This is a genomic window from Streptomyces sp. NPDC002795, assembly GCF_042888725.1.
In the GTDB taxonomy this organism is placed as follows: Bacteria; Actinomycetota; Actinomycetes; order Streptomycetales; family Streptomycetaceae; genus Streptomyces.
Genome location: NZ_JBIAQB010000005.1, coordinates 1 through 21,413, shown reverse-complemented (window position 1 = coordinate 21,413; position 21,413 = coordinate 1). Strand labels below are relative to the sequence as shown.

The 21,413-nt window shown below is 69.1% G+C and carries 24 protein-coding genes; 13 read left to right on the top strand and 11 right to left on the bottom strand.

Annotation, left to right across the window (positions count from 1 at the left end; translation table 11 throughout):
* Positions 1-66: 66 nt before the first annotated feature.
* Together ACFYWS_RS16085 and ACFYWS_RS16080 are read left to right on the top strand one after the other, a co-directional pair.
* Positions 67-483, top strand: coding sequence for a hypothetical protein (locus ACFYWS_RS16085; RefSeq protein ID WP_389275814.1), 417 nt, complete (start codon positions 67-69; stop codon positions 481-483).
* Positions 484-646: 163 nt separating this feature from the next.
* Positions 647-1,108, top strand: coding sequence for a hypothetical protein (locus ACFYWS_RS16080; protein ID WP_389275811.1), 462 nt, complete (start codon positions 647-649; stop codon positions 1,106-1,108).
* A gap of 53 nt (positions 1,109-1,161) precedes the next feature.
* Here ACFYWS_RS16080 and ACFYWS_RS16075 read toward each other — a convergent pair whose 3' ends face one another.
* Entirely contained in the window at positions 1,162-1,476 is a 315-nt protein-coding gene (locus ACFYWS_RS16075; protein ID WP_389275808.1) for a hypothetical protein, read from the bottom strand.
* A gap of 184 nt (positions 1,477-1,660) precedes the next feature.
* Here ACFYWS_RS16075 and ACFYWS_RS16070 point away from each other — a divergent pair, with 184 nt between their 5' ends.
* Entirely contained in the window at positions 1,661-2,767 is a 1,107-nt protein-coding gene (locus tag ACFYWS_RS16070; RefSeq protein WP_389275805.1) for a DUF2993 domain-containing protein, read from the top strand.
* Positions 2,768-2,827: 60 nt separating this feature from the next.
* Here ACFYWS_RS16070 and ACFYWS_RS16065 read toward each other — a convergent pair whose 3' ends face one another.
* The 3 genes from ACFYWS_RS16065 to ACFYWS_RS16055 are packed head-to-tail and all read right to left on the bottom strand — an operon-like array spanning position 2,828 to position 4,165.
* Entirely contained in the window at positions 2,828-3,430 is a 603-nt protein-coding gene (locus tag ACFYWS_RS16065; RefSeq protein ID WP_389275802.1) for a hypothetical protein, read from the bottom strand.
* Positions 3,427-3,804, bottom strand: coding sequence for a TraR/DksA family transcriptional regulator (locus tag ACFYWS_RS16060; protein WP_389275799.1), 378 nt, complete (start codon positions 3,802-3,804; stop codon positions 3,427-3,429). Before ACFYWS_RS16060 ends, ACFYWS_RS16065 begins: the two co-directional genes overlap by 4 nt.
* Positions 3,805-3,826: 22 nt before the next feature.
* A complete protein-coding gene (locus ACFYWS_RS16055) occupies positions 3,827-4,165 on the bottom strand; it encodes a TraR/DksA family transcriptional regulator (protein WP_389275795.1) in 339 nt (112 codons plus the stop codon).
* 453 nt (positions 4,166-4,618) lie between these two features.
* Between ACFYWS_RS16055 and ACFYWS_RS16050 the strand changes: the two genes are divergently transcribed.
* The 8 genes from ACFYWS_RS16050 (at position 4,619) to ACFYWS_RS16015 (ending at position 10,022) form a co-directional block, all read left to right on the top strand.
* The gene (locus ACFYWS_RS16050; RefSeq protein ID WP_389275792.1) at positions 4,619-5,572 is read left to right on the top strand and encodes a histidine kinase; all 954 of its coding nucleotides are present in this window, start codon (positions 4,619-4,621) and stop codon (positions 5,570-5,572) included.
* A gap of 2 nt (positions 5,573-5,574) precedes the next feature.
* Complete coding sequence (locus tag ACFYWS_RS16045; RefSeq protein WP_389275789.1) at positions 5,575-6,321, top strand: response regulator; 747 nt, start codon at positions 5,575-5,577, stop codon at positions 6,319-6,321.
* A 105-nt stretch (positions 6,322-6,426) separates the two neighbouring features.
* Positions 6,427-6,843, top strand: coding sequence for a transposase (locus ACFYWS_RS16040; RefSeq protein ID WP_389275786.1), 417 nt, complete (start codon positions 6,427-6,429; stop codon positions 6,841-6,843).
* Positions 6,740-7,084 (top strand): transposase, encoded by a 345-nt coding sequence (locus tag ACFYWS_RS16035; RefSeq protein ID WP_389277334.1) that lies wholly within the window; start codon positions 6,740-6,742, stop codon positions 7,082-7,084. The genes ACFYWS_RS16040 and ACFYWS_RS16035 overlap by 104 nt, the downstream gene beginning before the upstream one ends.
* Positions 6,996-7,190, top strand: coding sequence for a transposase (locus ACFYWS_RS16030; protein WP_389275783.1), 195 nt, complete (start codon positions 6,996-6,998; stop codon positions 7,188-7,190). The genes ACFYWS_RS16035 and ACFYWS_RS16030 overlap by 89 nt, the downstream gene beginning before the upstream one ends.
* A 662-nt stretch (positions 7,191-7,852) precedes the next feature.
* Positions 7,853-8,323, top strand: a complete 471-nt coding sequence (locus tag ACFYWS_RS16025) for an FxLYD domain-containing protein (RefSeq protein ID WP_389275780.1) — start codon at positions 7,853-7,855, stop codon at positions 8,321-8,323.
* Between the two features lie 841 nt (positions 8,324-9,164).
* Entirely contained in the window at positions 9,165-9,263 is a 99-nt protein-coding gene (locus ACFYWS_RS16020) for an SHOCT domain-containing protein (RefSeq protein ID WP_389275777.1), read from the top strand.
* A 225-nt stretch (positions 9,264-9,488) separates the two neighbouring features.
* Positions 9,489-10,022 carry a hypothetical protein gene (locus tag ACFYWS_RS16015; RefSeq protein WP_389275774.1) on the top strand — a complete coding sequence of 178 codons (534 nt, stop codon included), beginning with the start codon at positions 9,489-9,491 and terminating at the stop codon, positions 10,020-10,022.
* 116 nt (positions 10,023-10,138) lie between these two features.
* Here ACFYWS_RS16015 and ACFYWS_RS16010 read toward each other — a convergent pair whose 3' ends face one another.
* On the bottom strand, positions 10,139-10,894 hold the full coding sequence (locus ACFYWS_RS16010; RefSeq protein WP_389275771.1) for an alpha/beta hydrolase family protein: 756 nt from the start codon (positions 10,892-10,894) through the stop codon (positions 10,139-10,141).
* Positions 10,895-11,220: 326 nt separating this feature from the next.
* On the opposite strand from ACFYWS_RS16010, the gene ACFYWS_RS16005 reads away from it, so the two are divergent.
* On the top strand, positions 11,221-11,859 hold the full coding sequence (locus ACFYWS_RS16005; protein ID WP_389275768.1) for a chemotaxis protein CheB: 639 nt from the start codon (positions 11,221-11,223) through the stop codon (positions 11,857-11,859).
* Between the two features lie 741 nt (positions 11,860-12,600).
* Here the strand turns inward: ACFYWS_RS16005 and ACFYWS_RS16000 are convergent.
* The 3 genes from ACFYWS_RS16000 to ACFYWS_RS15990 all read right to left on the bottom strand — a co-directional run bounded on the left by ACFYWS_RS16000 (position 12,601) and on the right by ACFYWS_RS15990 (position 14,550).
* Positions 12,601-12,891, bottom strand: a complete 291-nt coding sequence (locus ACFYWS_RS16000; protein WP_389275765.1) for a hypothetical protein — start codon at positions 12,889-12,891, stop codon at positions 12,601-12,603.
* A gap of 610 nt (positions 12,892-13,501) precedes the next feature.
* Positions 13,502-13,840, bottom strand: a complete 339-nt coding sequence (locus tag ACFYWS_RS15995) for a hypothetical protein (protein ID WP_389275762.1) — start codon at positions 13,838-13,840, stop codon at positions 13,502-13,504.
* A complete protein-coding gene (locus tag ACFYWS_RS15990; RefSeq protein WP_389275759.1) occupies positions 13,837-14,550 on the bottom strand; it encodes a TnsA-like heteromeric transposase endonuclease subunit in 714 nt (237 codons plus the stop codon). The genes ACFYWS_RS15995 and ACFYWS_RS15990 overlap by 4 nt, the downstream gene beginning before the upstream one ends.
* Positions 14,551-15,084: 534 nt before the next feature.
* Here ACFYWS_RS15990 and ACFYWS_RS15985 point away from each other — a divergent pair.
* The gene (locus ACFYWS_RS15985; RefSeq protein ID WP_389275756.1) at positions 15,085-15,609 is read left to right on the top strand and encodes an ATP-binding protein; all 525 of its coding nucleotides are present in this window, start codon (positions 15,085-15,087) and stop codon (positions 15,607-15,609) included.
* A gap of 105 nt (positions 15,610-15,714) precedes the next feature.
* On the opposite strand, the gene tpg is transcribed toward ACFYWS_RS15985, so the two are convergent.
* Genes tpg through ACFYWS_RS15970 form a run of 3 tightly spaced genes read right to left on the bottom strand, consistent with a single transcriptional unit; the run spans position 15,715 to position 20,842 of the window.
* Complete coding sequence (tpg, locus tag ACFYWS_RS15980; RefSeq protein WP_389275753.1) at positions 15,715-16,272, bottom strand: telomere-protecting terminal protein Tpg; 558 nt, start codon at positions 16,270-16,272, stop codon at positions 15,715-15,717.
* A 3-nt stretch (positions 16,273-16,275) separates the two neighbouring features.
* Entirely contained in the window at positions 16,276-18,378 is a 2,103-nt protein-coding gene (gene tap / locus ACFYWS_RS15975) for a telomere-associated protein Tap (RefSeq protein ID WP_389275750.1), read from the bottom strand.
* Positions 18,379-18,436: 58 nt separating this feature from the next.
* The gene (locus ACFYWS_RS15970) at positions 18,437-20,842 is read right to left on the bottom strand and encodes a Helicase associated domain protein (RefSeq protein WP_389275747.1); all 2,406 of its coding nucleotides are present in this window, start codon (positions 20,840-20,842) and stop codon (positions 18,437-18,439) included.
* Positions 20,843-21,413 lie beyond the last annotated feature (571 nt).

Below are 21,413 nucleotides of genomic sequence, written 5' to 3'. Positions count from 1 at the left end.
GGGGGTAGGCGCGCGGCCGGAGGCGCTGCGCGTGAGAGGGGCGCCTTGGCGGCTGAAGGGACGGTTATGGGGCAGGCTCGGGTTCGGTTCCCTGTGCGCTGGGAGGACGGAGGTGTCCTGGTCGTACAGGTCGTGGGCCGGTTCGACGCCGATGCCGCGTCGGAGCTGGGCGCCCTCATGCGCCGCCTGGACGCCACCGGCCAGTCCGGCCTGGTGGTCGACTTCCAGGACACCGAACACTGCGGGGCCGACGCGGCACGGCAGCTCGTCGAGGCGGGCCTCGACATGGTGGCGGCCTGCGGCGCACTGGCCATCGTGGCGGACACCGCCGAAAAGACCGTGCTGCGCGCCGCCGGGGCGGACCGCCTCCCCCTCGGCGTGCACGACGATGTCGCCGCCGCCCTCGAAAAGATCTCGGGCCGATCGCCCGACACCCTGGGCGACCGGGACGCGGACGCGGGATCGGGCACCGCGCTGCGCTAAGGCCTGCCGCCACGGACGGGTGTACGGCTACCGCCCTTGCGACGCACCGCGGCGCAAGAAGAGACGTTCTTGCCGGAATCAGTACAGGAGCGGCGTGAACTGGTCCTGACGAAGCCGGGGGCGGGCGGGCACCATGGTCCGGTGGTCGGACGGGAGGGCCGTCGTGAGCGCGAGGGTTCGTGACGTGGTGCGGGACGTGGTCGCCGAAGTGGCGCCGGACGAGGTCCTGCTGCTGGACCAACTCGCGCGCCTGGACGACGCACGCGTAACCCGCCTCTTCGAGCGGCGAGTTCGAGACACGGAACCACACACGGGACCTCTCGAATGCGGTCCCGTCGATGTCACCGCGCCGGTCACCCCGGTGGTGTGGCTGGCGCTGGACGAGGCGGCCCGCCGCACCACCTGCCGGACCGCCGACCGCCGCAAGCTGCTCCCGCACCACCTGTTCCGCCGCACACCACGACCCCCTCCCGCGATCCGGCCCCTCACCTCGGCCCAACTCGACGCCGTACGCCACCTGGTACGCGACCACGCACGCTCGGCACGACTCGGGGAGGACGCGGCGACGGCACTCGCGGACGCGGTGACCTCCCGGCTGGCCCTGGAGCTGACGGACACGGACTGACGCCGCCCCGGGACGGTTCGCGCCCCGGACCCGCGGTCACGTATGCCGAAGCGTCAGGACCGGGTGAGGGTGTAGGAAAGCTGGTAATTGGCGCCGTCCTTGGTGAAGTTGAGGATGCCGCTGCCTTCCTCGGACAGTGTGTGCGAGCCCAGGAAATCACTGCCGTCGCCCGGGAGACCATCGGCTTCGTTGAGAGTGACGGTCACGTCGCCGTCGAAGGCGCAGTACTCGTCGATGGCGTACTTCTGGCCCCCGCGCATACTCGGAAGCAGGATGTTCTGGCCGTTCACGGCGAGTTGAGGGTCGTCGTGGCCGATGAAGTCCTCGGTCTCGATGCACTTGAGCGTCTTCAGGTGGAGGTTGGCCATGATGTTGCTCCCCGTTCTCGCGGTCGGTCTTCCGTCGGCTGGTCGGCCGTACCCCCGCAGGTAAGCATCGTGAACTGCGGGCCTTCCTGCCGGGCGCGGGGTCGATACGCAATCTTCACGGGTGCGGCACGGGCCGCAGGGCCGGGACTTGGGCGTGGGCGCCGTCCTGTGTTCGGATGTGGCGGTGATTGAGAACGGCCCTCTCGAAGACCCCACCGCCCACATCCCGGGCACCCGCACTCCTCCCGACCACTCAGGACAGCACCCGGACACGACCCCTGACGACCAGTCACCGACCGCTGACGGCTCAGACAGCCCCTCGGACCGCAAGACCCGCAGGGCTCGTCGACGCGCGGCGCGCAGGGTGCTGCGCTCTCCCGCTCGTACGGCGGCGAAGCTGGTCGTCGGCCTGGTCGTGGTGCTCGGGTTCCTCGCGCTGGGGGATCGCTGGGCGGTGCTCTACGCGGAGAACATGGCGGCCAAGAAGGTCCAGGAAGCACTGAAGCTGTACGCCGAACCCGAAGTACACATCAACAGCTTCCCCTTCCTCGGCCAGATCGCCATGGGCACCATCGACCACGTGGAGGTCAATGTGCCCCACGTGCCCGCGGGACCGGTCTCGGTCGCCCAGGTGAAGGGGTCCGTCGACGACATCAGGATCGTCGGCAGCCTCCCGTCCTCCGTGAAGGGCGCCGTCCTGAGCCGCGTCCGCGGCGACGTGTTCCTGTCCTTCGACGACCTCAACCGCGAAGTCGGCGCATCCCAGGTGACGTTGGCCCCTGGCAAGCAACGCAACACGGTGCAGGCGAAGGGTGATCTCCCGGTGGCCGGCAAGCAGGCGAAGATCCGCGGCCGTGCACATGTGGAGCGGACCGGGGACCGGGGTCTGGCGCTGTCCGTGGAGGACACCAAGATCGTGGTGCCGGGTCTGCTCACCTACACCCCGGGCAGGGGCGGCGGCCTGCAACTGGCCGCCCCCACCATCGACAGGATGGACCAGCGTGGCACCGAACAGGCCACGGGTCAGCCGCTCTCGCCGGGCAGGCTGATGAACGGGGGCGCCCTGGAGGCACTGGCCGATCACCCCGCACTGCTCAAGCCCACGGGCATCGACCCGTCACTGATCGAGGGCCTGCAGAAGCTGCAGGAGCCGAAGGTCGCACAGAAGATGGAGTTCTCTGCGCAACTCCCCAAGGACATGCCCGGCGACCTGCGCCTGCGGGACATCACCGTCACGAACGACGGCATCCACGCCCAACTGTCCGGCAGGGACGTGCCGTTGGGCACGTGACACTCGCTGCTGACGTGGCGGCGTCGGGGGCCGTCGAGACAGTGGCAGTTCCCCTGGCGGCTAGAGGTGCGTGTTCCAGTGGGGTGCGGTGCGCGCCCAGGCCGTGTCCCATCGGGCGAGATGGTGGCGGTCCATGAGCCGGCTGGTGGCGGCGTGGACCGCGAGGCCGGTGAGGGGGACGGCGAGGAAGGCGAGGAGCGCCCAGCCCATGGTGTGGTTGCGGATCTGTTCCGTGGTCAGAGGGGGCCGGGTGAGTCTGCCCTCGGTGTCGGTCCAGACCAGTACGGTGCGGCCGGCCGGCAGCCCTGGTTCGACCGCGGTCTTCCCGGTCCGTGTGTGGCCGTGCCGGTCGGTGTAGCGGACGGGGGCCGGGTAGCGGGCCTCCTTCGCTTCGTCCGATCCCGGTTCGGGGTGGCGAGGGGTGTTGTGGGTGAGGGTGGCGGGGTGCTGGGTACGGGTACGCACTTCGTGCTCGGCGGTGCTGCGGTAATGCCGGTGGGCACTGTCACCGGCCGCGAACATGGCGGCGGGCGCGGTGGTCAGCACGGCGATTGCGAGGACGAGTGTGACCCATGCCTGCAACCGGTCGCTGGGCCGCCGCAACGGGTTGCGCCGCCACCGCCACATTCGGGGGTGGCGGTGGGGGTGTCGGGGCTGCGTCACCGACCGGTCTCCGGGGTGTGCTGGCAGCGGGTGCAGTAGCGGGCCTGCGGCACGATCATCAGGCGCTCGCGGTCGATCGTGCGGTGGCAGAGGTGGCAGTGGCCGTAGGAGCCCTGGATGATGCGGTCGAGGGCTGCTTCGACGTCGGTGAGGACCATGTGCGCGCAGGCCGTGAGGGTGTCGTGGATCTGGGTGTGTGCGGGGGTGTGCTGCTGGGACGGCCGGCCGGGGCACGATGCGGCTGCGGCTGCGGCGAGTTGGCGTAGCTGGTCCTGGCGGAAGCGTTGCTGTTCGTGGAGGTTGTTTCGGAGGGCTGCGAGGTCCTGGGGAGACAGGTGTGTGTGGGAGTCGACACTGATGGCTCGGTGGTTCACGACTTCACCCCTTGGGGCAGGGTCAGGTGGTGGTGGTGTGTCGTCGGCAGCTGACGCAGTACCGCGTGTAGGGGAGGATCTCGAGACGTTCTTCGGGGACGGGGGTGTGGCAGTTCTGGCAGGTGCCGTAGGTGCCGTCCTCGATGCGGGCGAAGGCGGCGTCGATTTCCTGGAGGGTCTGCTCGATCGCGGTCTTGTGCGCGGGCAGCAGTTGTTCGTCCGGGTGGCTGTCGTGGGTGAGGGTGTGCAGTTGGGTGAGGCTGGTGAGGCGGGCGTGTTCGAGTCGACTGCGTGTCTCGTGGGCGGCGGGGTGCTCGGGGAGCTCTGGGCGGGGTGGGGTGCGGGAGGCGTCGAGTGACATGGCGGTGGCCCCTTTTGTCCGGGTACGTACTGCATGGGCGTACTGGATCGACGTACTGAATGGGTGTACTGAATCGGCGTGCTGAATCGACGTACTGGATGGGCGCGCCGGGTGCCGGGCTGTCGCCGGGCCGGTCGGTTGCCCTCCACCTTGGTCGGGACGCGGAGACAATCCCATCGGGCGTGGGCCCCATTTCGGTGGGGCACGGGCTCCATCCCGGCCGTGGGCGGAGTGGTCGGCCTCACGGCGGGACCAGAGTGGTGTGTGCGGGGACGTATGGGTAGGCCGTCCCCCGGAATGTGGGGGCCGGACCCCATCGAAGTGCCGGCCCGGATGAGGCAGGCTGGCCGGGTACTCGGTCGCTCACCAGGGCTGCAGTTCCCACCAAGGGCGCGCGATGACCGACAGTAGAGCTGTACTTGGTCGACACGTCGCTGAAGGAGGCGTCCCCCGGTGTCCCTGTTCTGGCGGATCTTCGGACTCAACACGGTGGTACTGGGCCTGGCCACGGCCCTGTTGCTGTGGGCCCCGGTGACCGTCTCCGTACCCATCCTGCTCACCGAGGCCGTCGTCCTGGTGGTCGGCATGGGTGTCATGCTCGTCACCAACGGCGCGCTGCTGCGCTGGGGAATGGCCCCGCTGGCCCGCCTGACCACCCTGATGACCACCGTCGATCTGCTGCGCCCCGGCCAGCGCCTGCCGGTGTCCGGGGGCGTTGAGGTCTCCGAACTGATCCGCGCCTTCAACGCGATGCTGGACCGCCTGGAACACGAGCGGGCCACGAGCAGCGCCCGCGCCCTGCTCGCCCAGGAGGCGGAGCGGCGCCGGATCGCCCAGGAGCTGCATGACGAAGTCGGGCAGAGCATGACCGCGGTGCTGCTGGTTCTGGGGCGGGCCGCGGGTGATGCGGACGGGGTGTTGCGTGAGGAGTTGCATCAGGCGCAGGAGATCACGCGGGGGAGTCTGGACGAGGTGCGGCGCCTGGTGCGGCGGCTGCGCCCGGGTGTCCTGGATGACCTTGGTCTGGTCAGCGCGCTGTCCTCGCTGACGAATGATTTCGCGACGCATACGGGTCTGCGGGTGGTGCGCCGCTTCGATGCCGGTCTGCCGGCTCTGGACCGGGAGATGGAGCTGGTGCTGTACCGGGTTGCGCAGGAGAGTCTGACCAATGCGGCCCGCCACGCGGACGCGGAGCGTCTCGAGGTGGCGCTGGAGGGTGCCGGAGGGGTGGTCACGCTCAGCATCACCGATGACGGCCGCGGCATCGATGCGGTGTGTGAGGGTGCCGGTATGCGCGGCATGCGTGAGCGGGCCCTGCTGATCGGGGCCGCACTCGATATAACGTCAACGTCCGGTGGCGGCACCCGTGTCCGGCTCACCGCCCCTCTTTCCAGGAAGCAGCTCTGACCATGCCCGACCCGTCCCGCCCCGCCGTGCCCGTTCCGCCCTCGTCGTCCCCCGCTTCGCCGTCTCCGTCGTCGGTGTCCTCCGGGCCGTCGTCTTCTGGGCCGGTGATTCGTATCCTGCTGGCCGATGACCACGCGCTGGTGCGCCGGGGAGTGCGCCTGATCCTGGACCAGGAGCCGGACCTCGAGGTGGTGGCGGAGGCGGGGGACGGGGCAGAGGCCATTGACATGGCGCGGGCCCACGAGGTGGACCTCGCGGTCCTGGACATTTCGATGCCGCGTCTGACCGGTCTGCAGGCGGCCCGTGAACTGGCCGCGCTGAAACCTGGTTTGCGTATTTTGATGCTGACGATGCACGACAACGAGCAGTATCTGTTCCAGGCGTTGCGTTCGGGTGCGTGTGGGTATGTTTTGAAGTCGGTGGCTGATCGGGATTTGGTGGCGGCGTGTCGGGGGGCGGTGTGTGATGAGCCGTTTTTGTATCCGGGGGCGGTGGCGGCGCTTGTTCGTCGTTATCTGGAGGGGGTGCGGCGTGGTGAGGAGGTTGCGGGTGATTTTTTGACGCGGCGTGAGGAGGAGGTTCTGAAGCTGGTTGCGGAGGGGTATTCCTCGAAGGCGATCGCCGGGCTTTTGTTCATCAGTGTGAAGACGGTGCACCGTCATCGGGCGAACCTGCTGGGCAAGCTTGGTCTGCACGATCGTCTGGAGTTGACTCGGTATGCGATCCGGGCCGGACTTATCGAGCCGTGATGGTCTCTTTTTCTGTGTGCGGCGGGTCCGTCGGTGGCCGGTTGATCGGCTTGCGGGGGCCGCGCTTGGCCTGACGGCTTGGCGGCTTGAGGGCCTGGCGGTCTGGTGGCCCTGGGGGCGGACACCGGGATCTCCAAGAGCGAGGTCGCGCGGATCTGCGGCGCTCTGGACGAGCCGCTGGCCGCGTTTCGCACCCGCCCGCTGGACCACACCCGCTTCCCCTGCATCTACCTGGATGCGGCCTACTGCAAGGCGCGGGTCGAGCACCAGATCGCCTCCCGGGCCGTGGTGATCGCCGCCGGCATCACCGAGGACGGCGGCCGGGAGGCCGAGATGTTCTGGAGGGAATTCCTGCGGCACCTGCGTGAACGCGGCCCTTGGCGGGGTCCGTCTGGTCCTTGCCGGTCACCACGGTGGTCTGGTCGCCGCGATCCGCAAGGTGATGATCGGCGCTGCCTGCCAAGGATGTCGGGTCCACTTTCTGCGCAACGTCTTCCAGGTGCTCCCGAGGGATGCTGGTAGTGGGGTCTGCCCTGCTCGAACGGAGTTGAGAGCTTGGGGAAGGTCGCCGCGACGATCCGCACGGTCTTCGCCCAGACCGGCCAGAGCGCGGTCAGGGCGCAGGTCGACACGGTCGCCGACAGGCTCGGCGGCCAGTTCCCGAGGGGCAGGGGATGCTGCTGGAGGCCAAGGACGACTTGGCCGCCTTCGCCGGATTCCCGGAAAGACGCTGGAAGAAGATTCAGTCGACGGACCCTCTTGAGCGGGTCGACCGGGAGTTCAAGCGCCGCACCGATGTCGTCCAGGTCTTCCCCAGCGACGCCGCCGCTGCTGCGGCTGGTCACTGCCGTGCTCTTCGAGGTGCATGACGAGTGGATCGCCTTTCCGCGCCGCTGTCTCCCCGGGGGCGGCAGGGACGAGATCTACCGCGAACTCCCCGAAAGCGCCCCGGCGCTCACCAGCACCCCGGGCAGGCCCGCCAGTTGATCCCTTGCACCATGACAGGGACACGGTCCGCGCATACTGCGACGCCCTGGAACACCCATCAGGACACCACCGCCGACACGACGGAACCGGGCCGCGCCTGGGTCGCCTGGGCCCGTGCCCACGCCGACCGCATCGGCCCCGTCACCCAGGGCCCGGAACTCCCGGAACCGCCGGCGGTTGCACCCCAGGAGCTGCGCCCGTACTTGCACGGCTGGAGCCCGTACGAGCCGAGCGGACCTGGCCACCGCCCGCAGGGCCTGCGCGTGATCCGACGCGCCGCCGGTGATGGGGGAGGAGACGTGCGTCTTCGGTCCGTAGCGCCGGCGAAGAGCGAGCCCATCGGGCGGCAGGGGACTGGGCGAGGGCAGACCACGAAGGTCGTCCCGGGGCCGACACGCCAGTGGAGACCAACGTCCCGGCAAGCCGGGACGTCCACCCCTAATAGATGGCATATACATGAATGAGTATGGGGGTGCCGGCAGGGCTGATGCCGCTCCTCCGGAGGGCGGCGCCCCTGCTGGCTCTTTCACGAAGGAGCAGCCCGATGGGCATGGGTAAGAAGGTCGTTCTCGGCGGAGTCGGAACACTGGCCGCGGTCGGCATCATGTCGGCCGTGGTCAGCGGCGGAGGAGACGCCGAGGCGGAGGGCAAGAAGGACAGCGCGGCCAGCTCGAACTCATCGGCCGGCAAGAAGAGCGACGACAGCCCGCTGACCTCGTCGACCAACCAGAAGAACGCTCCGAAGGACGACATCACGCTCGGCGACGTCACCGTCGACGAAGTCAGCTGGGCATCCGTGCCGGTAACGATCACCAACCACAGCTCCGACACCTCCGACTACACCGTCGAGATCGAGTTCCTCGACGCAGGCGGCCAGCGCGTCGACACAGCAGCCGTCCTGGAGACCAAGGTCGCTCCCGGCCAGGTCGTCAACGCAGACGGCCAGGGCCTCAAAGAAGTCCCCGCCGACGTCACGGCAAAGGTCATCAGCGTCGACCGCTACGCCTCCCTCTGACGCACGACTGCCGCCATCAGGTCCTCTGCCCCAGGAGCAGAGGACCTGACACGTCCGGCCAGGAGAGAAGCAGACCAGGCAGCCGCACACCTGCACGGCTTCGGACCCTGGTCGACTGCGTGAATCGATGACGGCCCCGCGCTGCGCCCAGTGTGCGCCGCCGCCGAGAACAGCGCACCGATCGCCCCAGGGCGGCACGCCGCCGCGTTGCGCCCACACCGGATCCGGGACGAGCGGCGCCCTACCCGGTCCTTCACCCTGTCTCCTCGCACTCAAGCCACCCACTTTGAGGCGCCCCACCAGATCAAGGCACCGCTATGAGCAACTCCACCTGGAACAACGCAGCCGTCCACTCCGGCGACGCACACACACTGTGGGAAGTCAAAGCCAGAACGCCACCGCGGTGGCAACGAGTGGCCGCGTCGCGCTGAAGTACAAGCTCACCACGCACTACCTCTACTTCGAGACCGGCGGAGTCACCGGTACAAAGCAAGAACAGGTCCCCCTCATCAACGTGCACGACGTGGACGTCAGCCCATCCTTGATCCAAAAGAGCCGCAAGGCCGGCAACGTCCTGGTCCACGTGGTCCGAGACTTTCGGCCTACGGGAAACTGCGGTACTCGACTCGATCCCCGAACCGATTGCCGCACGGGACTCCGTCAACCGCGCCGTGCACCAGATGCGCGGAGTGGTCCACCAGCACCGCAAGGCCGAACAACAGCAGCTCAATACCCACAGGTTCGACGTCACTCCCGGCAGCGCCACCATGCCGGCCCCGACGCCCGGCGTGCCCATACCCCCGGCACAGCCTGCCGCCGACCAAGCCCCCCCCAGGCGGTCATGGGACCGCTGCGCCAACTCGGTGAGCTCCGTGACTCGGGCATCCTGACGGCCGATGACGTCGAGGCGAAGAAGGCCGAGCTCCTCTCCCGTCTCTGAACACGTCACACTTGCGTCCCGTGAGAGGCGGGACGCAGCATCACCCGTGGACTTGTGTCGCCCATGGCTCGAGCCGCCCGCCTCGACACCGACGTATACCCCTCTCACACCCGTCCGGTACCGACGGGTTCACGGCCGTACCTGTCGCTGGACCGTCGAGTGCGGCATCAGCTGGCTCATGAGAAACCTGCCCGTTCACAGCTGTTCGACGGGAGAATCCACGGCATGGACGCAGGACTCGCCGCGCTGCTCGGCACCGCCATCGGCGGAGCCCTCGGCGCTGGCGGCGTGCTCGGTGCGGCTTGGCTCACCGGGCGTCTTCAGATGTCCGCTCAGCACACGCAGTGGCGACTTGAAGGCCGCAGGCAGGTGTACGGGGTGTTCCTCTCTGCGGCTGTGGCCTACCTGGAAGGAGCTGCGACTGCGTCAGCCGCCGTTTCCATGCAGACGGCGCGAACGACGGATGAGCGCGCAAAAGAGTTGTTGGACGCTCTGCACCGGTCGCTGCCCGCAGTCGCCATTGAGGGGCCCGAAGCCGTGGCCAGCGCTGCCAAAAGGCTGACGAGGGCGGCCGATGACATCGACGCCGCAGTCGGTCTCTACCTGCTCTCGGCAGCGCACGGCACGAGTTCCGGGAACAGAGTGGTTGAGGCTACCGAACTCCTCGGAGGAACCAAGAAGCACATCGATCACTTCACCCTGTGTGCTCGGGAAGCCTTGGACACGCCGAGCCTCGTGTACAAGAAGGCCCGGGCCTGACCTCAGCGCCGAACCGTCCCGAGTGAGGACGCCAACGTCTTCATCGAGCCCGGTGCTGAGGTTGTTCCCTGAAGCGCCTGGCGGCATTCACGGGGCGGCGCGAAGCCACTGGATACTCAGGGGCGTGGTTCGTCGAGGTACTGGTCGGCCCAGGCGCTGATGATGTGCGCGGCCCGCTGCGCCTGCCCCCGCGCGGTCAGCAGATGGTCGGCGCCTTCGAGGGAGATGAAGCTGCGCGGGTGGCGGGCTTCCTGGAAGATTTCGGCGGCGTTGTCGATGCCGACGGTGGAGTCGGTGGGGGAGTGCGCGACGAGCAGCGGAAGGTCCAGTTCGCTGATCGTCTCGCGCAGGTGGGCCTTGCGGACGTCCTCGACGAAGGCACGTTTGAGGACGAGGGTGCGCCCGCCGACGAACCACTCGTGTGCTCCGTCGCTGAGCACGCGGTCCAGCACGGAGTCGTACTGGCGCTCGACGTGGCTGGGGTCGACGGGCGCGGCGATCGTGGCCAGCGCGCGCAGGCCGGGGATCTCGCCGGCGGCGGCGAGGGCGGCGGCGCCGCCCCAGGAGTGGCCGACCAGCAGGTCGACGGGGGTGCCGCGCTCGGCCATGAACGCCGCGGCGCGGATCGTGTCCTGGACCTTGACGGTGAAGGAGCCGTCGCCCCAGTCGCCGTCGGAGTCGCCGATGCCGAGGTTGTCGAAACGCAGCGTGCCGATCCCCTCCTGGGCCAGCTGCTTGCAGACACGCGAGGCGGCCGGCGAGTCCTTGCCGAGGGTGAAGCCGTGCGCGAAGAGCCCCCAGCCGCGGACCTCGCCCTCCGGCAGGTCGATCACCCCGGCCAGTTCGGGGCCGACGACGCTGGGGAATCTCACTTTTTCTTTCATCTGTGGTGCTCACCTAGGCAGGAACTGATCGAGGGGACGGGTGGACGCGGGTGGCACCGGCCGGTGCCACCCGCGAGCCGACGAGCAGCATGCCACGCGCTGTTCACCACTTTCGACAGGCCGGACGTCAACCGGGCCGGGGAAGGCCCCGGGAGTGCAGACGGGCCAGGTTCGAGGGCCGGCGGCCCTCCTGCGGGACCGCAGGCCGGACGTCAACCGGGCCGGGGAAGACCCCGGGAGCGCAGACGGTCCAGGTTCGAGGGCCGGCGGCCCTCTTGCGGGACCGCGGAAAACATCCGCGTTAGTCTCCTGGGGTGCAGGAGAGCCCCCGTGATGAGAACCGGTGCCCGTGGGCGGTGGTGGTGATCGCTTCCTCCGCCGGGGGCGTGCAGGGCCTGGGAACGCTTCTGGGCGGGTTGCGTTCCACGCTTCCGGTTCCGGTGCTGGTGGCCCAGCATCTGAACCGCTCCCGTGAGACCCGCATCGTGACCATCCTGGCGCGTTCGACGCCGCTTGCGGTCAGACTCGCCGGGGACGGGGAGCGTCCCCGGGCGGGGACGGTGTACATCGCTCCGCCCGACCGTCATCTGTGTGTACGCGCGGGCGGCAGGCTCGCCCTCACCCGCGAGGGCCGGGTCAACTCCGCGCGCCCGGCCGCCGATCCGCTCTTCGAGTCGGCGGCCGGGGAATTCGGCCCCCGGGTCATCGCGTGCGTGCTGACCGGCGCGGACGGCGACGGTGCCCGCGGGGTGGAGGTGGTCAAGGCGCACGGTGGCACCACCTTGGTGCAGGACCCGGCGACGGCCGACTTCCACGGCATGCCCAAGGCCGCGATCCGTACGGGGCGGGCGGACCGCGTCCTGCCGCTCGAGGAGATCGCGCCGGCCATCACCCGCCTCCTCCTGTACGGCGCAGACGAAGCGCCCGGACCGGGAGGCCGGCCCAGCGCCTAGGCGGTGAGAACGCGGGCGCAGTGCATGCGGAACGGGTGGCAGGAAAGAACCGGTGACGCACCCCGAGCCGGCGGGCGGCTGACCGGCCGTCCCACTGGTGGCAGCTTCTCGAACGCAGCGGCTCGGCTCCGCCGTTCGCGTCGCGGCCGCGTCTGACGGCCGGTTCTGCAAGCGCCCGCCCGCCGGGTGAGGCCATGCCGTCACGCGCCCCCCAACCGGGTTCCGCAAGCCCCAACCGGGTTCCGATAGAGGGTTGTTGTGCGCGGCCCTCTTGCGGAGGGATGAGCTCAGGAGCGCTGAGGCACAGGCGGAGCATCCTGCGCCGGCACGTCACCGCCGTACCTGCCGCCCGCCGCGCCGGGGCCCCTGGCGTACGGGCGCTGTCTGCTGCGGCTCGGCTCGCCCCCCTTTCTCCGCGCCGGCCTTCCTCCTGACGATTGTCTCCGGCGCCTTTCTTCCGCTGGAACGATCCGGCCGCGGCCCGGGTGCTGGGGGTGCTGGCACTGCTGGGGCCCGGTCGCCGTCAGCGGGCCAAGGCACTGGCGACTGGCGACTGGCGACTGGCGACTGGCGTGGCGTCTGGCGTCTGGAGGACCGTGCGCGTGGACGCTGCGCCTGTACGGGCACGGGGTGCCGGCCGTCGCCTCCGACGGCCGGCAGGCGCTCTGCCCTTGGCCGTCGGCGGTGCTCTTCACGGACGGCGATCACCTGCGGCACACGGGATGACAGCATTTCCCCGTGTCAGGAGCGGTCCCAGAGACCTTCGCCGGTCTCCACCACGTCGGCGCCGCAGTGCGTGCACATCCCGGCCGGACGCGTCTGGCCGAACTGCGTGACGTCCATGAGGTCCATGACGTCCTCGTGCGGGCACACGTCCTGTTCGACGGGCCGGGCCAGAGCAGCGGCACACGCCGCGGGTGTTCCTGGTTCGGGCTCGATACCCGAAAGATCGTGCTCAAGGACCGAGACGTGCTGCAGGCCGGGGAGCTCGAGGTGCGGGGGACGGCGACGTTTCCTGGTCCACAGAGGCATGAGCCCACGATCCGGCCATCCGCCCGGCCAGTCTCCCTGGTTAGCCGACCCGGGTGAACGCGAGCGGTGCGATCCACAGGGCCCCAAGACCGCTCCGGTCGCGTGCAGGGCCCCGCGGGCCCTCATCGGCCCGGGCCCGCCGCCACCGCTGCACCGACCGGACGTCGGCCCGCAGATCCTTCGCGATCACGGAGCTCACATCGCCACGGACAGACCGCTCGGCCGCCGTCCCCCAAAGGCCCTGCCCGCCGGCCACCGCGTGCACCAGCCGGCCCAACGTCGACGCCGGCGGCAGGGCCACCACCCCGGCGCCGTACTCCTCCTCCAGCAGCCACCCACCCGGCGGCGCAGCCCCACCAGCGTGCCCGTCGACCGCTCCCGCCGTCCCCCAGCACCTTCCTGAGCGCCGCGCCCCCGCTCATCGGCCCACCCCACCGCCGACCGCTCCCGTACTGCCCGGCCGTCCACCAGCCCCCACCAGCCCTCGCTGCGGTAGCGCGCCCGCATCCGGCGCACCGTCGCCGCACTCGCCGCCCGGCCCGCCGCCGACAACTCCCCGGCCCCCGCCCGCTCCCGCTGCGCCAGGCTCCGCGTCGCCGCATCGAACTGCTCACGCGGGGCGCCCCGCCCGACCGCGCCCAGGAAAGCCGGTCTCCACCTCCCGCACATGCCGCTGCCACGCCAGAGCCCGCTCCCGCACCTCCACCCGCACCTCCACCGGCAGTGCCTCCAGCAGCCCGAACAGCAGCCCGAACGGCGGCACCCTGCCCGCCGCCGGCCCGCCTTCCACCCCGAAGGACGGACCGGCGAACAGGCAGGCCAGCAACACCACCGCCGAGGCACCCTCGTCGGCCACCAGCGTGGCCCGGGCGCCTTCCAGCACGGCGAGCGTCCATACCCGTCCGTCGTAGCGAAGGCGCGCCCCGACCTCGACAACCGCCCGCCTCACGCCGCTTCGGCCTCCTGCCGTGCGACCGAGACGACAACACGCTCGTGCAGAGGCTCGTCCAGCCGCACCCGCAGCACACCGCTCCACAGCGCATGAAAGACCGCGGGCCACACGGCAATCGGATCCCCCAGCTCACACACCGCCTCCACCGCCGGCCGCGGACTGCCGAACACCTCCACCAGAGCCGGCGTCCACGGCCCCGAGGCATACCGGAGATGCCGGTAACCCGCCAGCCACCGCACGTTGGCCACCAGCACCGGATCCGGCGACCCCGCGAGCCGGCAGGACCAGCCCGCCGCCCTGGCAGCATCCGCCACAACCCGTGCCCGCGCCGCCAGCCGGGCAGAGGGCCCGCTGCGTCCCGCGCAGTCGAGCAACAGGCCGCTGCCGTCCTGAAGCCTGGCCATCAGCTGCGGCGCATGACCGACGGCCCTGCTTTGCTCACACCACACCAGTTCCACCGGCCGGCAGGCCAGCGCCACCACCACCGGACCCCGGTCCAACAGCATCAGCTGAGTCCGCATGACACCGCACCCGTACACCACCAGCCGCCCGGTCGCCGACGACCACCACCAGCCCGGAGCCACCCGCCGCCCGTGCCGGACGGGAAAAGGCCGTACCGCCGGACTTTCCCCGAAAGGGACGTCCTGCGCAGCCTCAAGCCACGGAACCTGACGCGAGCACCCCAGAGGGTCTCGAAAGCCGCACATCGATCAGGCTGACATCTACAGCCGCAGCTTCTTCGCGCCGAACAGCACCACCCGTACTGTACGGCCCGGGGATGCGGCCCGGGGATGCGGCACCCAGCCCCGGGCACCGCGGACAATGCGGCCTCCAGGCTGCTGGCGATGATCACGCACTCCACACCACTCCACACCACGCCATGCCTGACCTGCCGCGCAGGAGAACCTGCCGGCAACCGCAACACCGGTGCAACCGCCGGATGCTGGGCTGCACGCGGCACCCAGGGCGCCGCGACCGGGCACTGGGACGAGTGCAGAGTCCGCACACCCTCCCATGGCAGACCCTTGGGCCAGCCCTCGCCCTCTGAAGCGTCAGTCACACAATGAGCCGAAGCACAACAGACGTCACCAACAGAGATCGGATCAGCTGCGAGAGGGCGCTCCGCGAAGCATCCTGATTGTCACGGGCGACGCACCCGCCTTGTCACATGGCCTCGTTCAGCAGCCCCACTGTCAGCAGAAAGTGTTCCTGGGGGCCCGCACGGCGCTAGCGTCAAGTCCATGATCGTATGGCTCAACGGCACACATGGCGCAGGCAAAACGACGACCAGTGTGCTCCTCCAGCAGCTGATCCCGGACTCACAGGTGTTCGACGCCGAGAAAGTCGGCGAAACACTCATGGACATCAAGCCAGGACTGCCCGCGACGGACAACTTCCAGCACTGGCCGCCATGGCGACCACTCGTGGTCGAGACCGCCCGACACATCCTCGACTACACCGGCGGAACCCTGGTGATGCCCATGACCGTCCTGGTCGAGCGGTACTGGCGCGAGATCAGCTCGGGCCTTGCCCAGCACAATATTCCGGTCCGGCACTTCGTCCTCCACGCCGACCAGGACACCCTCCGCGCGCGCATCGCGGGCGACACCGTCCTCGGCCCCGACTCCCCGTTCCGGCTCCACTACCTCGAGCCCTACGCCGAAGCGGCCCACATGTGGCTGCACGCCGAGGCCGAAGTCATCGACACCACGCACCTCACCCCCGCCCAGGCCGCCCAGCAGATCGCAGAGGCCGTCAGGAGTTGAGACCTTCCGGCGCCGCACCTCGCAGGCGACAACAGGACTGCCTATGCGACAACTACCGTGCTTCGGCCCACACCAGCAGATCCAGGGCCTGCGGCCGACGCCACGTCAGTAGTCGAGGTCGAGGTAGTCGATGTCGTTGAGGGTGACATCGGAGAGCCCCAAAGCGCGGCCTCCGCCGTCTTGAAAGTAGGCCTCCTTGAATCCCTCGGCGATGATCCCCCGCATCTCCTGATCATTGGCACCGGCGCTGCGGGCGTCGAAGAGGCGTTGCGCGTAGGCCGCAGGGAGGTGCACGGTCAGCCGCCTAAAGCGTCCGTCATCGGTGGTGCCGACCGGTGCGGTATACCCGAACCGCGCCCTCGTCTCCACCGTGACCCCGGTCGCAGTCGCGGCCTGCTGCTGCCGACGCCTGCGGACCTGCGGCTGCCAGCGGGCCCGCACCGCGTCGTCGATCTTCGCGGCGACATCTGGTCGGGCGTGCTTGCGGGCGCCGCGGCGGTAACGGTTGACGGAATCGGCGGTCACCCCGATCTCCTGCGCGACGGCCTTCGCGCTGCCCAACTGCCTGAGCAGATAGCCGATCCGCCCCTTGAGCGTCTTCGGCGGCTCACGAGTGAAGCCCTCCCTCTCGGCGCGCTCGATCGCGTCGTCGATCTCTCCCACGGCCTACTCCCCGTCCTCGAGGACGGCGTCGCCGCCCTTGATATGGCGGGCCGGGTTGAGTCCCTGCTCCATCAGGTCGACCGCCCACAGCATCGACTGAACGCCCTCCAGCTTCGCCAGGCCAGGGGTGGAGCCGAGGCGGAAGCCGCCCGGCTGCGGCTTGCCGGACGCCGCATAGGGCAAGAAGTCGAGCGGGCTGTCACCGGGGCTCGGATAGACGACACAATCGGACAGCACGGCGAGCGGGAACAGCCCGGTCATCCTCGACATGTTCAACAGCTTGCGGTGCATGTTGACCCGAGCCTTGGAGATCACGGCGGCACGAATGTCGGGACGCCAGGTCGGCCGCTCCAAAGCCGGCCACCGCCCACCCTCCCGGTAGTGCTTGCCCTGCGGACGCTCCCGCAGCTTGCCGACACCGCCCTTCACGGTCGCCTTGATCGCGGCGAGCACCGCGGCCATCGCCGGGTCGATCTGCTTGTGCCGCTCCATCGCCGCCAAGAACTCGGAATCGGACAGGTCCTTGGTGACACCGAGGTCGGCGAGAGTGTCGACGTAGGCAGTCTTGAGCCGGTCGTGCCACGGGTCCAGGTACCCGCCCCTCTCGCGCCGCAGAAAGGCCTCGACCGGAACCACGTCGCATCCGAGCTCCTGGGCGTAAGCGACAGTGTGCGTCTGGTACCAGGCCGGCCCCGTCGGACGGGAGCCATCCGCAGTGAACGGACTGGGCAGCCGCGGATCCAGCTCGATAGGGGACAGGTCAACCAGCCACGAGCCAGGAATCTTCGGATTGAACGCCGGGGCATGGAAGTGGTCCGGAGCACTGAGGCCGACGACCAGACGGGCCGCAGCCGCCAGGAACGCCGTGTTCAGGTCCAGGCCGACCACGAAGGGCAGCATGCACTCCTCATCGCTGAGCGAATCCACCGGCCGCACCCACTGATACGCCTCCTCGTTGAGGAACCCACCGCGCCAGCCGGTCTGAGCGACGACCGGGTGCTCCAGGGTGGCCTCCGGCGGCGCCGGATCCATCGGCTGAGTCCCCAGCGAGCCCGGGTTGAAGGAAGACACCCAGTTGCCAGTCACCTCATCGCGCTCCGGCTTCGTCGGCGGGCGCAGCGCCGTCATCAGCTCCAGCCCGGAGACCGCCGTGGAGCCGCGCGGGGTGATGACCCGCTGGGCATACACCCCCAGGACACGGGCGATACCAGCCGGCTCCATCTCGGCAACGCCAGGCCAGGCACGCTCATCGAGCGCGTCCCACGACAGAACCGCCAACTGCACGCACTGCCGCTCGCGCCCCTGCGCCTTACGGTAGATCCTCGCCCACGGACCGAACCCACGCTGCGTGAGCTGCCACTTCGCCTTCGCCACCTGCTTCACGACCGGGTGATCCTCGGGCAGCCGCAGCGAACGGCGCTGCTCGTACCCCTCCAAGCGCTCGGGCAGCCCCAACTTCACCGCAGCCGCGGCGGTGAGCACGACCAGCGGATCGCTGTCCTTGCCGTAGCGGTTGAGCTTCGCCGCTCCCAGGCCGGACTCGCGCAGCGTCCATTCCACCAACTCCACCACCGTGGTGGCGGGGCAGTCCAGGACGATCCCGTCGACGCCATACGCGGAGCCGTCGCCATCGAGCACGGCGAGTGGACCGTGCGGGAACCGCGGATCGGCTGCGGGCTGAGCTGCCTTCCCTGCGACCGGACGGTGCGATGCCGCAACTGGCCGAGCTGCGGGACGTGCAGGCCCGGCGGATGGAACGGCGGCAACCTGCGAGGCATCTGCCAACTCCGCCTCACACGCGACCGGTTCACTGGACGCCACCGCCGGTGTCGCCTCGGCAACCGAGCCCGCACCGTGTGCGGAATGCTTCGCCGCCCACCCGTTCAGCAGCCGCTGGTAGGCGTCCAGGCGCGGCGACTTCGGCTCCGAGCGGCCGTTCTCCCAGTTCTTCACCGACTGGGTCGTCGTCTTCAACGCGGTGGCGAGGCGAGCCTGCGTTATGCCGGCGGCCTCACGCAGCCGGGCGCGCTCCGCCGGAGGCGGGAGATGCGGCTCCTCCTCCAGCAACGCGTCGACGTTCGCGAACAGCTCTTCCTCAGATGCCATTAACTTGCACCTTCATGTCAGGAATCGAAGCGGCTTAACCATAAACTTATCCCACCACTTAACCCTTCCGTGCCCACCCCAGCCCCAGCGCTTCGAGCGCTGCGAGCTGGCCGGCGCCGAGCTTGGCGCGTCGGCTCTTCTGGTTCATGACCCAGACCCCAAGCCTGACCGCATGCTCCTGGCCGTCGACGACAACCGCCTCTACGTGGCCCCTGGGTACCGTCACAGAGCCCGTGCGCGCCGTGTACTGAGCCAGTGCCAGAGTGCCCTTCTCGAAGGCGCCAGAGGGGGCCCTGGGCGCCTTGGCAGGCGCGGTCTGCCGAAGCACCACCGGCGCGATGCCGAGCCGCTCCAGACGCTCACGCTGCCCGTCTGCCAGGGCCTGCCAGACCTCCGGCTTGCGCTGCTGGGCCAGCCACTTGCCGATGTCCATGCCGTGGACCGTGACGCCGGGCAGCACCTCGGCCTGGCCCTCCTCATCGCGGACCAGCTCGCGCAGAGCGGCGTAGTGCCGCTGCCACGCCGCAGGCCATGGCGGGTTCCAATCCTCGTCGATCTCCCTCAGCGCGGTCTCCCACTCCGGGTGACCGTCCAACGCGCCCGCGCGGCGGAGATTGCTCAACCACTGCCCTACCGGCCTGTCCAGGGCCACGGCGGACCTCGGAGCACAGAGAGTCCAGTGGTCCGCGTAGTACGCCATCACGGCCTCCAGGTTCTCTTGAAAGCGTCCATCAGCAACGCTCCACACCATGCCGAGCTTCTCCAGACGCTGGGCGCGCTGGCCGGTCATCTGCCCGGCTGCGTAGGCGCGTCGTTGTTCCGCGACCCACTGCCCAAGCGGTGTCACACCCTCGCGGTGCCCGTAGGGCACCCGGGCGTTCCCGACCCGCTCGACGTACGTCTTCAGCTTCACCCAGCCGCGGGCCCAGTCCTGGCGTTCGGTGTCGATCACGTTGAAGGAAACCCATTCCGCGACCATCACCGGGTCCCGGGGAGCGGCAAAACGCAGCAACAGACGGGTTTCCTCCCCCAAATCCCCCTCTTCCTCGTCACCGATATGAACTGAAGGGGCCACGATCTCCTTCTGTGGCTCCTGCGGAATGGCCAGCAGTTCCACGGCCTCTTCATCATGAGCCCGCAACCCCTGCAATACCTTGACCAACGGCCAGTACGAGCCGGAGGTGAACATGTCCTCCGGCTGCTCACCCGGCGAGAGGAACACCGGCACGATCAGCGACGCCAGCTTCTTCTCACCGGGCTTCTGCCGCAACGCGCGCCCGATCGCCTGGACAATGTCGTGCGGCGCGCCCTTCGGATCCAGGAGAGCCACGCAGTCCACGCTTCTGATGTCGACGCCCTCGCCCAGAACCTTGCAATTGGAGAGCACGGCCCGCTGCGCGGTGGTGCCGAACGAGCCGAGAACTCTCCGTCGTTCCTCGGGGACATGGTCCCCGCACAGCCAGTCGGCCCAGATCTTCGCCGGATACATCTCCGGCTGGTCCGCGTGCAGCCTTCTTGCGACCTTGCCCAGACCCTTCGCGTACGCCTCGGCCTCGATCCTCCGGTGATGGAAGGTGATGCAGGTGTTCAAACCGTTCTGCGCCATCGTGTGCAACAGCGCAGCCTGCAGGGCCCCGAGGCGCTGCCCGCGCACCTCCTCGCCATACCGGTCCTCACCCATCAACCGCTCCGGGGTGACCTGAGGGTCCCGCAACTCCAGCACGATGATCTGATATCGCGCCAAAAGCCCCCGGGAGACGGCCGAAGCCAGCGACAGCTTGTACAGCACTGGCCCAAAAACGGTCTCATCGTCCATGGAGGCCGCCATCTCCTCGGGGAGCGGATCCCGAACCCCCTCCGCCACCTCCCAGCTCGGCGGCCGTTCCTGCCAGACCCGCGGCGTCGCCGTCATGTACAGCCGACGCCGCGCCGGGATCACCGTCTGATCGTGGATCGCGGCCCACGCCTTGCCCATCGACCCCGAGGTGCGGTGCGCCTCGTCGACCACAGCCAGGTCGAGCGGGGCGAGTTGCTGTCCGTAGAGGCCCTCGAAGGCCTCCGCCAGCACACCGAGCGAGGCGTACGTCGCGTAGAGGGTGACCGGTCCCGTGCCGTGCCACAGCGCCAGCTGCACCGGGTTCGTGGTGCCCCGCACACCCAGGTCCCACAACTCCGGGTCATCCAGCGGCCCGCACACCGCGACCGCCGGCCCCTTGTGCCCCACGGAGGCCCACGCCTTGATCGTCTGGGCCAGGAGATCGAGCGTCGGGACGAGCACCAGGACGCGCCCCTTGGGCACAAGCCGGCGGGCCGCCGCGGCGGCGATGATGGTCTTTCCGGTCCCGCACGCCGCATGGACCTGCCCGCGCAAGCCGTCCGCGGGAATGCCTCCCGGCGGAATGTCGAGGCCGCGTACGATGGCGGCAACCGCTTCGATCTGATGGTCTCGCAGGGTGACGGCCATTTCCCGGACTCTCCTTTTCGCGAAACCAACGCGAAGGCTGAAAGAGATTTTCCCGAGCGGCACGAGCAGCGCGGGGTGTGGTGTCTGAGTCCAAACTCTACACAGTGCATCACTGTGATGCGCCTACCTTGGATTAAGGTACGCATCGTCGAGTAGCACATGGCCGAGTACTGTGCGCAGGGACGCGTCACGGTGTATGCTGCTCGAGCATTCTAGGAACTCCGTAATGGTGCTACACGAGCCAGGGGAGGGGTTCGGGTGGAGCGCAGCGGAACCCGTCACTGCACGAGGCCGGCATCCTCACACCTGACGGCACGTCATCTTCATTGCAGGGGTACTAGCTTGGGTTTTCAAGCCCTACACAGGCCCACCCGTGACGCACCCCCGTCTGTAGCCAGCCCTTAGTGATCGCGCTTGCGCGATCACACACTATTCGCGCTTGCGCGAATAGTGCCGCTTTTAGAATTCCGCTTGCGGAATTCATTCCCGCGCTTGCGCGGGAATCCGTGGTGCGCTTGCGCACCGCGCCGTTCTATGCCCCGGCTTGCCGGGGCATTACCCGCTCCGCGGG